The organism is Rossellomorea aquimaris (genome assembly GCF_020172085.1).
Lineage (GTDB): Bacteria > Bacillota > Bacilli > Bacillales > Bacillaceae_B > Rossellomorea > Rossellomorea aquimaris_E.
In genome coordinates this window covers 327,505-339,862 of the sequence record NZ_JAIVAT010000005.1, presented here as the reverse complement: position 1 = coordinate 339,862, position 12,358 = coordinate 327,505, and the positions used below count along the sequence as shown (strand labels likewise).

The 12,358-nt window shown below is 42.7% G+C and carries 13 protein-coding genes; 12 read left to right on the top strand and 1 reads right to left on the bottom strand.

The window, feature by feature from the left end; all coding sequences use genetic code 11:
* Positions 1-447: 447 nt before the first annotated feature.
* The 9 genes from LCL96_RS11940 (at position 448) to LCL96_RS11900 (ending at position 8,739) form a co-directional block, all read left to right on the top strand.
* Positions 448-1,716 (top strand): MFS transporter, encoded by a 1,269-nt coding sequence (locus LCL96_RS11940; RefSeq protein WP_224941691.1) that lies wholly within the window; start codon positions 448-450, stop codon positions 1,714-1,716.
* Between the two features lie 170 nt (positions 1,717-1,886).
* Positions 1,887-2,414: an RNA polymerase sigma factor SigY gene (sigY, locus tag LCL96_RS11935; protein ID WP_224941690.1), complete on the top strand. Its 528-nt coding sequence runs from the start codon at positions 1,887-1,889 to the stop codon at positions 2,412-2,414.
* Positions 2,404-2,721, top strand: coding sequence for a YxlC family protein (locus tag LCL96_RS11930; protein WP_224941689.1), 318 nt, complete (start codon positions 2,404-2,406; stop codon positions 2,719-2,721). The genes sigY and LCL96_RS11930 overlap by 11 nt, the downstream gene beginning before the upstream one ends.
* Entirely contained in the window at positions 2,718-2,930 is a 213-nt protein-coding gene (locus LCL96_RS11925; protein WP_224941688.1) for a sigmaY antisigma factor component, read from the top strand. The genes LCL96_RS11930 and LCL96_RS11925 overlap by 4 nt, the downstream gene beginning before the upstream one ends.
* Positions 2,927-3,241, top strand: coding sequence for a YbjQ family protein (locus tag LCL96_RS11920; protein ID WP_224941687.1), 315 nt, complete (start codon positions 2,927-2,929; stop codon positions 3,239-3,241). The genes LCL96_RS11925 and LCL96_RS11920 overlap by 4 nt, the downstream gene beginning before the upstream one ends.
* A 539-nt stretch (positions 3,242-3,780) precedes the next feature.
* The gene (locus LCL96_RS11915) at positions 3,781-5,538 is read left to right on the top strand and encodes an ABC transporter ATP-binding protein (RefSeq protein WP_224941686.1); all 1,758 of its coding nucleotides are present in this window, start codon (positions 3,781-3,783) and stop codon (positions 5,536-5,538) included.
* Complete coding sequence (locus LCL96_RS11910; protein ID WP_224941685.1) at positions 5,535-7,553, top strand: ABC transporter ATP-binding protein; 2,019 nt, start codon at positions 5,535-5,537, stop codon at positions 7,551-7,553. The genes LCL96_RS11915 and LCL96_RS11910 overlap by 4 nt, the downstream gene beginning before the upstream one ends.
* Before the next feature lie 317 nt (positions 7,554-7,870).
* Positions 7,871-8,248: a hypothetical protein gene (locus LCL96_RS11905; RefSeq protein ID WP_224941684.1), complete on the top strand. Its 378-nt coding sequence runs from the start codon at positions 7,871-7,873 to the stop codon at positions 8,246-8,248.
* Positions 8,245-8,739, top strand: a complete 495-nt coding sequence (locus tag LCL96_RS11900) for an endolytic transglycosylase MltG (protein ID WP_224941683.1) — start codon at positions 8,245-8,247, stop codon at positions 8,737-8,739. Before LCL96_RS11905 ends, LCL96_RS11900 begins: the two co-directional genes overlap by 4 nt.
* A 349-nt stretch (positions 8,740-9,088) precedes the next feature.
* Here LCL96_RS11900 and LCL96_RS11895 read toward each other — a convergent pair whose 3' ends face one another.
* Positions 9,089-9,697, bottom strand: a complete 609-nt coding sequence (locus LCL96_RS11895) for an NAD(P)-dependent oxidoreductase (protein WP_224941682.1) — start codon at positions 9,695-9,697, stop codon at positions 9,089-9,091.
* 200 nt (positions 9,698-9,897) lie between these two features.
* Here LCL96_RS11895 and LCL96_RS11890 point away from each other — a divergent pair, with 200 nt between their 5' ends.
* Genes LCL96_RS11890 through LCL96_RS11880 form a run of 3 tightly spaced genes read left to right on the top strand, consistent with a single transcriptional unit; the run spans position 9,898 to position 12,151 of the window.
* Entirely contained in the window at positions 9,898-10,719 is an 822-nt protein-coding gene (locus LCL96_RS11890; RefSeq protein ID WP_224941681.1) for an amino acid ABC transporter substrate-binding protein, read from the top strand.
* Entirely contained in the window at positions 10,703-11,398 is a 696-nt protein-coding gene (locus LCL96_RS11885; RefSeq protein WP_224941680.1) for an amino acid ABC transporter permease, read from the top strand. Before LCL96_RS11890 ends, LCL96_RS11885 begins: the two co-directional genes overlap by 17 nt.
* An 18-nt stretch (positions 11,399-11,416) precedes the next feature.
* Positions 11,417-12,151, top strand: coding sequence for an amino acid ABC transporter ATP-binding protein (locus tag LCL96_RS11880; RefSeq protein WP_224941679.1), 735 nt, complete (start codon positions 11,417-11,419; stop codon positions 12,149-12,151).
* Positions 12,152-12,358: the final 207 nt, after the last annotated feature.

Sequence of the window (12,358 nt, the reverse complement as noted above, 5' to 3'; positions counted from 1 at the left end):
GCGAAACCTCAAAATTAACGGCGAAATCCAGATTATATCGGCGAAACCTCAAAATTAACGGCGAAATCCAGATTATATCGGCGAAACCTCAAAATTAACGGCGAAATCCAGATTATATCGGCGAAACCTCAAAATTAACGGCGAAATCCAGATTATATCGGTGAAATCCGTAATTTAACGGCGAAATCCAGATTATATCGGCGAAATCCGTAATTTAACGGCGAAATCCAGATTGTATCGGCGAAACCACAAATTTAACGGCGAAATTCAGATTATATCGGCGAAAACTCAAATTTAACGGCGAAAACGCTGCTCTCACTCGTGTCCTAAAGGATCGCAGTTACTATCCGACTCAAGGCGGAGGAAAAAACCACCAGTAGACCCTCATACTGTTCATCCGTCCCCTATATGATAAAGGTAGTTAATCATTAATGGGGGACGGAATGTATGAAAAAAATGATTGAAATCTTTAAGAATCCGATTTTTTTGAAGTTGTTTTTCGCTAATTTCACTTCGCATATTGGAAGTGTCATTGGATTGACAGCATTTATGTTTTATCTTCTGGATCGTTTTTCTGATCAACCGATGTATGCTTCTGTTACGGAAATGATGTATTCAATCCCGACTCTTGTTGTGTTCTTCCTTGTAGGGGTGTTCGCTGACAGGATGGACCGGCAAAAAATTGCGTTTCACTGTGATACGATCAGTGCGATTCTTACTCTATTATTATTCGGGGCTGTATTTATCGGCTGGCTCCCTCTTATCTTTGCTGTTCTATTCTTGAGAAGTGGTGTCCAGAAATTTTTCTTCCCGGCGGAACAGGGAATCCTGCAGGGAATACTTTCAAAAGATGATTATTCCACAGCAGCTGGACTCAATCAGATGGTGATGAGCTTGTTTATGCTTCTTGGAAATGCCGTAGCGATATTTGTTTATTGGACCACTGGGATCTACGGTGCCATCGCGGTGGATTTTGCTACATTTGTGGTATCGGCCATCTTGATTAAGAAATGTGTTATTCCTGAAGAAGTCAGGTTGCCGAATGGGAAGCATTCTCTGAAAGATTTAAATTTTGAATCAGTCACGAAAGACTTTACAGCCGGCATGAAGTATATTGTGAATCATAAGCTGCTCTTATCACTGATCGGAGGGTTTGTGGTCTTCGGGGTCGTAAACGGTGGCTTCGCGGTCATCCCTATCTTTATATTAAAATATAAGCTGGCTCCCGATTCTTATGAAGAATATTCAATCCTATTAGGTATCGCATTCGGGGCAGGAGTGCTGATTGGCAGTATTTTCTCCTCCATGTTGACACAGAAATTCAAGTTCCATGTATTAATTGTGGCAGGCCTTGTCATCTCAGGGACCTTTATCATCGCTGCATCCTTCGCACCGACCACCTGGATGTTCCTGATGATCATTTTTATCTCAGCCCTGGGGTTGCCGCTTGTTAACATTGCCATAGGAGGATGGATGCCGAGTATCATCGATCCTAAAATGATGGGACGGGTACAGGGGTGGATCAATCCCCTGATGATGCTGTCACAATCAATCACCCTGGGAGTCATCGCTTTGGCATTCCCTTCTGTTATAACAGTGGAAATGCTCTACTGGTTAGTTGGTGGATGCCTGATCATAGTAGCGGTATTCTACACCATCATCCTGCCTAAATACGTGAAAGAAGAAGAAACACAGTCTGCTGTCTTAAACGGATAATGAACCCTCCCTCTACTGGATGTGCAAGGTGATTCAGTAGAGGGATTTTTTCGTTCAAGCATGAATGTAAAATATTTTAATAAAGTATAATCAAATTATGAACGATTTTTCCTGTTGTACGTCTTATCAATGAACTCACCTGTTGGGGTGGATAGAAAGGACATTAGGGGATGGAAGAGAGAAAATGGATTAAGCAAGCAAAAAAAGGGGATCATGAAGCTTTTGCTAGACTTTTTAGAGAACATTATCCTTTTCTGGTGAAATACTTGATCAAAGTGACCATGAACCGGGATCAGGCTGAAGAACTTGCTCAGGAAACAATGGCTAAATGTGTGGAGAAGATCCATCAATACAATGGAAAATCCAAGTTCTCATCCTGGCTGATCTCGATTGCCACCAATCGGTATATTGATCTTCAGCGCAAAAAGAATAGAGAAAAAGACTGGCAAAAGGAAGAAATGAATGCGAGAAAGCTGAAGTGGGAATTAGAATCAAGAAATGAGGAGTGGAATGATGTGTTGTCCGCATTGTCAACATTATCTGAAGATATCAGGCTCCCTATCATCCTGAAACATTACTACGGGTATTCTTATGAGGAAATTGGCCATATGACGGATATACCGCCGGGAACGGTTAAATCGAGGGTTCATCACGGAATCAACAGGCTGAGAAAGGAGTTGAAAATAGATGAAAAATGATCATGAACAAGATGAACTAATGAAGTTATTGGATGAAGGCTTTCGGTCCATAGATGACGGGATAGACCAAAGTACCCCTTCCGAGCAGTGGTTTGAGAGATTTGCAAAGGACCAGCAAGAGCAGCTTAAGAAAAGGTTCAGAAGAGATCTTTCCGTCTTTATTCTTCTTGCCTGCTTCATCCTGGCAATGTTCTTTCTTACATTATTCCAAATGCCTGTTCTATTTCTTCTCCTTCAAGGCGCCGCATTTGTTGGAGCATCCATTTATACAGGGATCACCTATGTGAAAAAGGTGAAAGAGATATGATAAAAGAAGATCTCTTACTATTGTTTCTTGTCATTCCGATTCTTCTGATACAAAGCATATATTTGTTTATTGATGCCAGGAAAAATGGGCATCAGTACTGGTTCTGGGGAATCTGGGGATTGATTCAGTGCCCATTCCCCATCATCTTTTATTTATTATTTGCCAAGAAAATTTGGAGAAAATTGAAAGCAGGGGAGAGAGAATCATGATTATCGTAACAACAGATTTTGTACCAGGGAAGGAAATCAAAGAGCTAAAGGGGTTCGTCAGGGGAAGCACTGTACAGTCGAAGCATATCGGAAAGGATCTCATTGCAGGGCTCAAGACCATCATTGGCGGAGAAATCAGTGAATACAGTGAAATGATGGAGGAAGCCAGAAAGCAGGCGATCGATCGTATGATAACTGAAGCCTCCCAAAAGGGAGCGAACGCTGTGATAGCCGTTCGACTCGAGACATCCTCAGTCATGCAGAATGCATCTGAAATCATTGCTTACGGAACAGCGGTCACTGTAGAATGAAAATGCTCGTTCACTAAAAGAGTAAACGCTCATATAGTATATAGAAAATTATCAATAAAAATAATATTGACACAATTCAAGGCCTATAGTATGGTTATTAATGGAATAAAAAACGAAATGAATGGAGGGTTTGTGATGATGAAAATGTATAGAATTCAAGGAGCCTCAGCGGCTTTTCATATCAATTTCATATCATCACATGACCAGTAACTCCTTATCGATTTTTATCATAATCAATGAGCACAGGTTATGTATGTAATCTGTGCTTTTATATGTCCTAAGATAAAGACGGACGTTCATAAGGCGCAAGAGATCCGATTGGTCAAACCAATGACCATGATGAATCTGACCGCCTTTTGACGTCCGTCTTTTCTGTGTTGCCGGCAAACGGTGTATCCAAGGGAAATCCTTGATCACATAAATGATGAATTTTTTAAGGAGGAAATGATGATGGTATTGATTCAAATGAAGAAGATGATGTCTGCTGTGGAGACAGAAGGCGGATAGTAAAGGAAGTCAACATGAGGAGGTAGAGTGGAATGTTCAGTATTTTTAAGAAGTTGTCATGGTTTTTTATCGAAAATTGGAAGAGGTATACAGTGGCGATCGTTTTATTGACGATTGTCGGTATTCTTGATGTGATGCCCCCTAAGCTTGTGGGGAATGCCATCGATGACATACACCTGGGGGATATGACCTGGGATGTGGTGGGCAAGTATCTCTGGTTGATTGCAGGGATTGCCATCGTTTCGTACGGAATGACATATGTTTGGATGTATCAATTATTTGGCGGGGCTTTTCTCGTTGAACGAAAGCTTCGCAGCAGATTTATGGGTCATTTGTTAAAAATGACGCCCACGTTCTTCGAGAAGAATCGTACAGGAGATTTAATGGCCAGGGCGACGAATGATTTGAAAGCCATTTCGGTTACAGCAGGATTCGGGGTCCTGACGTTAATTGATTCCAGCGTATTCATGTTAACGATCCTGTTTACCATGGGATTTCTCATTAGCTGGAAACTGACAATCGCAGCCATCCTGCCGCTGCCGGTCATGGCGTTGTTAATGAAGGTATATGGGGCAAGGATTCATAAACGATTCACTGAAGCGCAGGATTCATTCGGGGACTTGAATGATAAAGTGCTCGAATCAATTGCAGGGGTACGTGTCATTCGGGCGTATGTGCAGGAAAGAGCAGATGAGAAGCGGTTCTCGGACATGACGGAAGATGTATACAACAAAAATATCGCTGTGGCCAGGATCGATTCACTCTTTGAACCGACAATCAAAGTCCTGGTCGGATTGAGTTATTTGATCGGTCTGGGTTATGGTGCTTACCTTGTGTTCCATCAGGCCATTACATTGGGAGAGCTGGTATCATTTAATGTGTACTTAGGAATGCTCATCTGGCCAATGTTTGCAATCGGTGAACTCATCAATGTGATGCAACGGGGGAATGCCTCACTTGACCGGGTACAAGAGACGCTTGATTATGAGCAGGATGTACGGGATCCTCAGCTTCCTAAATGGATCGATTCCCCTGAACAGATCGGATTCAAGGACGTGAATTTCAAGTACCCTTCCTCACAGGTACTAAATCTATCCGACATCAATGTAAATATCCATAAAGGCGGTACGCTTGGTATCGTCGGGAAGACAGGGAGCGGGAAGACGACTTTCGTAAAGCAGCTTCTCAGGGAATACCCAGCCGGGAAAGGAACGCTTTCCATCGGGGGAATACCGATCACTGAGTTGAGCATTCAACAAGTAAGGGATTGGATCGGCTACGTGCCACAGGATCATGTCCTATTCTCCAGGACTGTAAGAGAAAATATTCTATTCGGAAGACATGATGCAACGGAGGGTGATCTCGAAAGAGCCATTGAATTGGCGGATTTCAAGAAGGATCTTGAGATGCTTCCAGATGGATTGACCACTCTTGTCGGAGAGAAAGGTGTAGCCCTTTCAGGTGGACAAAAGCAGCGGATTTCCATTGCGAGGGCGCTGATCAAGAATCCGGAAATCCTGATCCTTGATGACTCATTATCAGCCGTTGATGCCAAAACCGAAGCAAAGATCATAGATAATATACGAACAGAACGTGTAGGAAAAACAACGATTATTACGACTCATCGCCTTTCTGCGGTCCAGCATGCTGATTGGATCATCGTATTCGAAGATGGGAAAGTAGTAGAAGAAGGAGTCCATGAACGGCTTCTTGAGAATGGTGGCTGGTATAAAGAACAATTCGACCGCCAACAAGTTGAAGATTCCTCACTTGAGGAGGTGGGCGCATGAAAGTCGGAAGAAAATTAACAGACTATGCCCTGAATTATAAAAATATTATCATCGCGGCCCTTTTGATGCTCAGTGTATCAGTGGCCGCAGAGCTTGCAGGTCCGTTCATTGCCAAAAAAATGATTGATGACCATATTCTTGGAATTGAATCCACCTGGTATGAGACAGTGGAAGGGAAAGAAGCTGTTCCTTATGAAGGGAAATGGTATAAGCGTGAACAGTATTTCATGGAAGGAGAGACCAAAGGGAAAGATATCCGCATCCTTCAGGTAGGCAGGGCGTTTTATTTCGTTCCAGCCCCTGTGTCCTTTGATGGTGAACGAACTGTTACATCAGGAAACATGACGATTACAAAAGGGAATGAGACAGCGACGTATCCCGCGGAAAAGTTATCGGGAGATGAGCTTCTGAAATTTTATAATCCTGAAATCCCGAAGATTATTAAATTGATCTCCTTTTATTTCGGGCTGCTTGTCATCTCTTCTTTCTTCCAATACGGTCAGCGGTTCTATTTACAGAAGGCCGCTAATCGGGTCATTCAGAAGATGCGTAATGACGTGTTTCAGCATATACAGAAACTTCCGATCCGCTATTTCGATAACCTGCCGGCAGGGAAGGTCGTCGCCAGGATCACGAATGACACAGAAGCAATCAGGGATCTGTATGTGACGGTCCTGTCGACTTTCTTCTCGAGTACGATCTATATTATCGGGATCTACATTGCGCTCTTTATCCTTGATGTGAAATTGGCAGCCATCTGCCTGATCCTGATCCCGATTCTGGTTGTGTGGACGTACCTGTACCGCATCTATGCTTCTAAATACAACCATATCATCAGGTCGAAAGTCAGTGATATCAATGCCATGATCAATGAATCAATTCAAGGCATGAACATCATTCAGGCTTTCAGCAGGGAAAAGAAAACAAATGAAGAATTTGAAGACTTGAATGAAACACACTTCAAATATCAAAATAAACTTCTCAGCCTGAATTCGATGACCTCGCATAACCTTGTAGGGGTTTTAAGGAATGTTACCTTTGTTGCATTCATATGGTACTTCGGAGGAGCATCGATCGGGGTCGGTTCTGTTGTCACCCTCGGCGTACTTTACGCCTTTGTCGATTACATCAACCGATTGTTCCAGCCGGTGACAGGGATCGTGAATCAGCTTGCCAACCTTGAACAGGCACTTGTGGCCGGTGAGAGGGTGTTCAAGCTTCTAGACGAGGGCGGGACGCCTGTAGAAGATGAGAAGATGGACAGATATGATGGAAATGTCCGCTTTGAGCATGTCTATTTTGGATATAAAGAAAATGAATATGTGTTGAAGGATATCACGTTTACGGCTAACAAAGGAGAAACGGTTGCTCTGGTCGGACATACAGGTTCAGGAAAAAGCTCAATCATGAATCTCTTGTTCCGTTTTTACGATAGCAATGAAGGAAAGATTCTCATTGACGGAAAGAACATTGTTGATATTCCATATCAGACAATACGTGAACATATGGGGATCGTGCTTCAGGATCCGTACTTGTTTACAGGAACGATTGCTTCCAATGTGAGTCTGGATGATCCACGCATTTCAAGGGAACAGGTAGAGGCGGCACTGAAAGCAGTTGGCGCAGAAAAAGTATTCAAGAACCTGGAGAATGGCTATGATGAACCGGTGATCGAGAAGGGGAGTACCCTGTCATCGGGTCAGCGTCAACTGATTTCCTTCGCACGGGCGCTTGCCTTTAATCCGGCAATCCTAATTCTGGACGAAGCGACTTCAAGCATCGATACAGAGACTGAAGCCGTCATTCAGGAAGCGATGGAAGTGTTGAAAAAAGGTAGAACGACCTTTATCATCGCTCACAGGTTATCGACCATCAAGGATGCCGATCAAATCCTGGTTCTGGATCGGGGAGAAATCGTTGAGCGCGGTAATCATGAAGAATTGATGAAAAGGTTAGGCCGTTATTATCAAATGTATCAGCTTCAACAAGGAACGAAAGATAATATGGCAGGATAGTAGGGAAGGGCATCTGGTTAATATAGCCAGATGCCCTTTCTTATTTTGGGTTTTGAAAATAAAATCTTGATATTGAAAATAAACTTCCCCGTATTGAAAATAAATCGGGATTATTGAAAATAAACCTCTCACTTTTGAAAATATCCTTTCGATTTGAGAGTGTTATCAACAAATACTCCCTTTCAATCAAGCAAAAATACAAAATCATGTTAAGAAAACAGGACTTTTGTGGGATTTTGTCGTTTTAAATCGAATTTCTTCCTTTATCAATGTATAATTTAATTGATAAAAAAGTTTCATAAAGGGAGGATCCTAAGATGGGATGGACAATCGCCATTTTATTTGGGACAGCAGTAGTGCTGCTCATTTTATCGTTTGTTAAAACGACACAATCCAACTCAAAGCTTGAGCAACAGATAGAGCATGTATCCATTTCTGTATTGAATGAGGTACACGGACTGGAGATGCAATTACGTAATATCCAATTGGATGCAGAAATCACTGCACAGCAGGCAGGTGCTGCACCGGCAGATTCCGAAGAGCGGGATTTGCTGCGTGAGATGCTTGATTTGTATAAAAGAGGCTATTCGATTGACAGCATTGCGGGTAAAACCAAGCTCAAGCCCAATGAAGTAGAGTCTTTACTCTCACCGTACATGACCCAGAAGACTGAAAGGGGCTTAGTGGCACAATGAAAGTGACATCGAATTCATTGCGGAGCTTTGCAGCAGGGATCTTGATCGCGACCTCCTTGATTGGGGCGGTGTATCTTTTCGGTCCTTCAGAAGCAAAGAGTACCGGGAAAGAAGAACCAGCGAAAGTAGAGAAGCTGTCTGAAGATGAAATGGTGAAGAAGCTGACATCGAAAGGTTATGTCATACATACAGAAGATCAGTGGGAGAAGCAGCTTCAAGCCATGAACGAAAATCAGCAAGATAAAGAAACAGAGAAAAAAGATGATAACGCTGATGGTGAAGTGATTTACAAAACGATGCTTACCGTTTCTACAGGCATGACGAGCATCGATGTCGGTAATGCACTGGAGAAAGCGAACATCATCGAAAGCGGGTTGGACTTCTATAAGGAAGTGGAAAACCGGGGTGTTGAAAACGACTTGCGTCCAGGTACATTCGAAGTCGAAAGTGGGATGACCACAGACGAAATCATAAGAACCATCTTTAAATGATGACGTTGAGGATGGGACATAACTAAATGAATCCAATTTAGATGTCAACGATCTGTAATCATGCCCTTTTGGGGATCACGTGTTACACCGCTGTTGATTTCCGTGCAAGACTTCGCTTTCCTCGGGCGGAAGGCGAGCCTCCTCACAGCTCACGCTCCTGTGGGGTCTCACCTATTCCGCTTTTCCCGTAGGAGTCTTCGTCTTACACTCCAATCAACAGCTAGAACAAGCTAAATACACAGTGTTTGCTTTATTTATAAACAAGAAAAAATCCGACCGAATTAGATTCTCATCCAATCACTCGTTCGGATTTTTCTTTGGTTGAAAGGCTTTTGTCCCAGCTCCTCATTTAATAACAAATACCAACCCGGCTCCTGAGATAGGTGTCGTCTTCAAGTTGTTTGAAAATAAAATCCCCGGTGTCATACATGGAAATGCTTTTTCCTCCTTCAGGGAGAACATCTCTTTCCGTCCTGTAATTCCCCACTCTCTCTCCGTCTGGTAAATAGGTAGGGCATACAACGGTCCAGTCCATTTCAGATGCCTGTAGCATGAAAAAGGCCCTTAAGTGGTCTTCTGCAGCTATTGTACTTCTTCTTTTCGTTTCACTAGACTGAAAGCGGTATAGACTTGCATCCTTCCGTGCCTGTAAGATCCCTGCCGTACCACATGTGATGATTCGTTTCACTCTATGTTCTCTCATGGCTTGCAATATGATGGGCATACTTCTTGAGAGGACATCATTTTTATCTGTATTCAGGCAGCTGATCACTGCCTTAGTTCCCTCAATGGTCTTCATCACGTCTTCTTCGTTCAGGACATCACCAATCATCTCCTTGCCGGAAGAAACACTTTCACTACTTCTCCGAACTAAACAATTGACTTCATACTCTGGCATGGCCTGTTGTAAGACGACTGAACCAACCCTGCCCGTACTTCCAAATAAGGCAACCTTCATTTTGACTTCCCCCTTCTTTATATAAAATAGTGTATCTCATACCAATCGTTTTTTACATGATTGTGTATTCAGGGATGCATACTAGAATGTATACAAGAAAAATTCTCGAATTAAAACATTTATGTTGACTTATTTCCTGTATCGTTTTATGATGACAATCGTAACAAATTAAATCCGATAAGAATAGTGGGGGTTTTACGATGAAAAAGTGGAAATTATCCATCATTATGCTAATCACCTTATCTATGGTATTAGCTGCATGTGGTCAATCTAAAGATAAAGAAGAATCTAATGGAGATTCGAAAGATGAAAAAACATCTCTTTACGATAAAGTGAAAGAAGATGGCGAATTACTAGTAGGGACGGAAGGTACATATCCTCCATTCACGTTCCATGATGAAGCTGGGAAACTAACAGGATTTGATGTGGAAATCGCCCGTGAAGTAGCAAAACGTTTAGGTGTTGAAGCGAAATTCCAGGAAACTCAGTGGGATGCAATGTTTGAAGGATTGAACTCCAAGCGTTTTGATATGATCGCCAACCAAGTGGGGATCCGCGAAGATCGCGAGAAGAAATATGATTTCTCTAAACCATATATTGAATCAAGTGCTGTAGTCGTTGTGTCCAAGGATAACAAGGATGTTACTTCGTTCGAAGACATCAAGGGATTAACTTCTGCACAGTCCCTGACAAGTAACTACCGTGACATCGCTGAGAAGAACGGAGCGAAAATCCAAGGCGTGGAAGGTCTAGCTCAGTCCATACAACTTCTGGAACAAGGCAGAGTGGATGTGACAGTCAACGATAAGATTTCGATTCTTGATTATTTAAAGAAACAGCCAAACGCAAACATCAAGATTGCGGCTGAAGCTGAAGATGCAGGTCAGAGTGGCCTGATGTTCCGTAAGGGGAACGACAAATTGGTGGAAGAAGTAAATAAAGCGTTAGAGGAAATGATGGAAGACGGTACGTACAAAGAAATCTCTGATAAGTGGTTCGGAGAAGATGTATCTCCTAAGTAGCATTTACCAGGATCCTCAAGCAATGATTGATATTTTACAAAGCTCCCTGCTTCCTATGTTAGAGGGGGCTTTGTATTATTCTATACCTCTAACGCTCATTTCATTTGCTTTAGGGATGATCCTGGCTGTTCTGACTGCTCTTGCCCGTCTGTCAAATATATCAATCTTACGGGGGATTGCCCGATTTTATGTGTCTGCGATAAGAGGGACCCCTTTACTTGTCCAGTTATTTATCATTTTCTACGGGTTGCCTACTCTGGGGATCAAGTTCGATCCGTTCCCTTCTGCCATCATCGCTTTCACATTGAATAAAGGTGCGTATTCTTCAGAAATCGTTCGTGCCGCGATTCAGTCGATCCCGAAAGGACAATGGGAAGCTGGATATTCGATCGGCATGACGTATTCTCAGGCATTAAAGAGAATCATCCTGCCTCAAGCGACACGGGTATCCATTCCGCCATTATCTAACTCCTTTATCAGCCTTGTAAAGGATACATCACTTGCTTCCTTGATTCTTGTGACGGAAATGTTCAGAAAAGCCCAGGAAATCGCTGCAACGAACTATGAGTTCCTTCTCATGTACATGGAAGCAGCGCTGCTTTACTGGATCATCTGCTTTATTTTATCCATCATACAAGGTCGCATCGAGAACCGTCTGGATCGGTATATTGCCAAGTAATAGTAAAGGAGATTGAATATGATTTCCATCAAAGGATTAACCAAACGTTTTGATCAGTTAGAAGTATTGAAGGGAATGAATATAGAGGTCGATAAAGGACAGGTCATTGTTCTGATTGGCCCATCTGGTTCAGGGAAGACGACGTTGCTCCGTTGCTTGAATGCTCTTGAGATCCCTAATGACGGTACTGTTTCCATAGAGGGGACAACCGTGGATTTCAATAAGAAAGTGTCAAAGCAGGAGCTGATTAAACTAAGAAGAAAAACGGGAATGGTATTCCAGAATTATAACTTGTTTCCCCACATGACAGCTCTGGAAAATGTTATGGAAGGACCTACAGTCGTCCAAAAACGAAATAAGGCAGAAACAAGGGAAAAAGCCATCAGGTTACTTAAAAAAGTGGGACTTGGTGACAAAGTGGACTACTATCCTTTCCAACTCTCAGGAGGACAGCAGCAAAGGGTGGGAATCGCAAGGGCACTTGCGATCGAGCCGGAAGTGATGCTCTTTGATGAACCGACTTCTGCCCTGGATCCTGAATTGGTAGGGGAGGTCCTCAAGGTGATGAAAGACCTTGCCGAAGAAGGAATGACCATGGTCGTGGTGACTCACGAAATGAGATTCGCGAAAGAAGCTGCCGATAAGGTCTTCTTCATGGATGGCGGCTATATTGTCGAAGAAGGTTCTCCAGTCGAAGTATTCGAGAACCCGAAGAATGAACGTACAAAACAATTCCTGAACTTAATACAATAGAATGAAAAAAGATGGATAAGTAGGATGCTTATCCATCTTTTTTTGCATTTGAAGGGAAGGCTAGAATAGTTTGGCACGAGTTAGTGTGGAAGTGGCACAAGTTTTGTCCAAAGTGGCACAAGTTCCCCCTCAAGTGGCACAAGTTTGACCCCAACTGGCATCAAACCATCATAACATACCTTCATTCCCTCCGAAATTTTTTGAATA

Coding starts and splice junctions, on each gene's coding strand:
- LCL96_RS11940 (WP_224941691.1), top strand. CDS start 448: ATGAAAAAAATGATTGAAATCTTTAAGAATCCGATTTTTTTGAAGTTG.
- sigY (WP_224941690.1), top strand. CDS start 1,887: ATGGAAGAGAGAAAATGGATTAAGCAAGCAAAAAAAGGGGATCATGAA.
- LCL96_RS11930 (WP_224941689.1), top strand. CDS start 2,404: ATGAAAAATGATCATGAACAAGATGAACTAATGAAGTTATTGGATGAA.
- LCL96_RS11925 (WP_224941688.1), top strand. CDS start 2,718: ATGATAAAAGAAGATCTCTTACTATTGTTTCTTGTCATTCCGATTCTT.
- LCL96_RS11920 (WP_224941687.1), top strand. CDS start 2,927: ATGATTATCGTAACAACAGATTTTGTACCAGGGAAGGAAATCAAAGAG.
- LCL96_RS11915 (WP_224941686.1), top strand. CDS start 3,781: ATGTTCAGTATTTTTAAGAAGTTGTCATGGTTTTTTATCGAAAATTGG.
- LCL96_RS11910 (WP_224941685.1), top strand. CDS start 5,535: ATGAAAGTCGGAAGAAAATTAACAGACTATGCCCTGAATTATAAAAAT.
- LCL96_RS11905 (WP_224941684.1), top strand. CDS start 7,871: ATGGGATGGACAATCGCCATTTTATTTGGGACAGCAGTAGTGCTGCTC.
- LCL96_RS11900 (WP_224941683.1), top strand. CDS start 8,245: ATGAAAGTGACATCGAATTCATTGCGGAGCTTTGCAGCAGGGATCTTG.
- LCL96_RS11895 (WP_224941682.1), bottom strand. CDS start 9,697: ATGAAGGTTGCCTTATTTGGAAGTACGGGCAGGGTTGGTTCAGTCGTC.
- LCL96_RS11890 (WP_224941681.1), top strand. CDS start 9,898: ATGAAAAAGTGGAAATTATCCATCATTATGCTAATCACCTTATCTATG.
- LCL96_RS11885 (WP_224941680.1), top strand. CDS start 10,703: ATGTATCTCCTAAGTAGCATTTACCAGGATCCTCAAGCAATGATTGAT.
- LCL96_RS11880 (WP_224941679.1), top strand. CDS start 11,417: ATGATTTCCATCAAAGGATTAACCAAACGTTTTGATCAGTTAGAAGTA.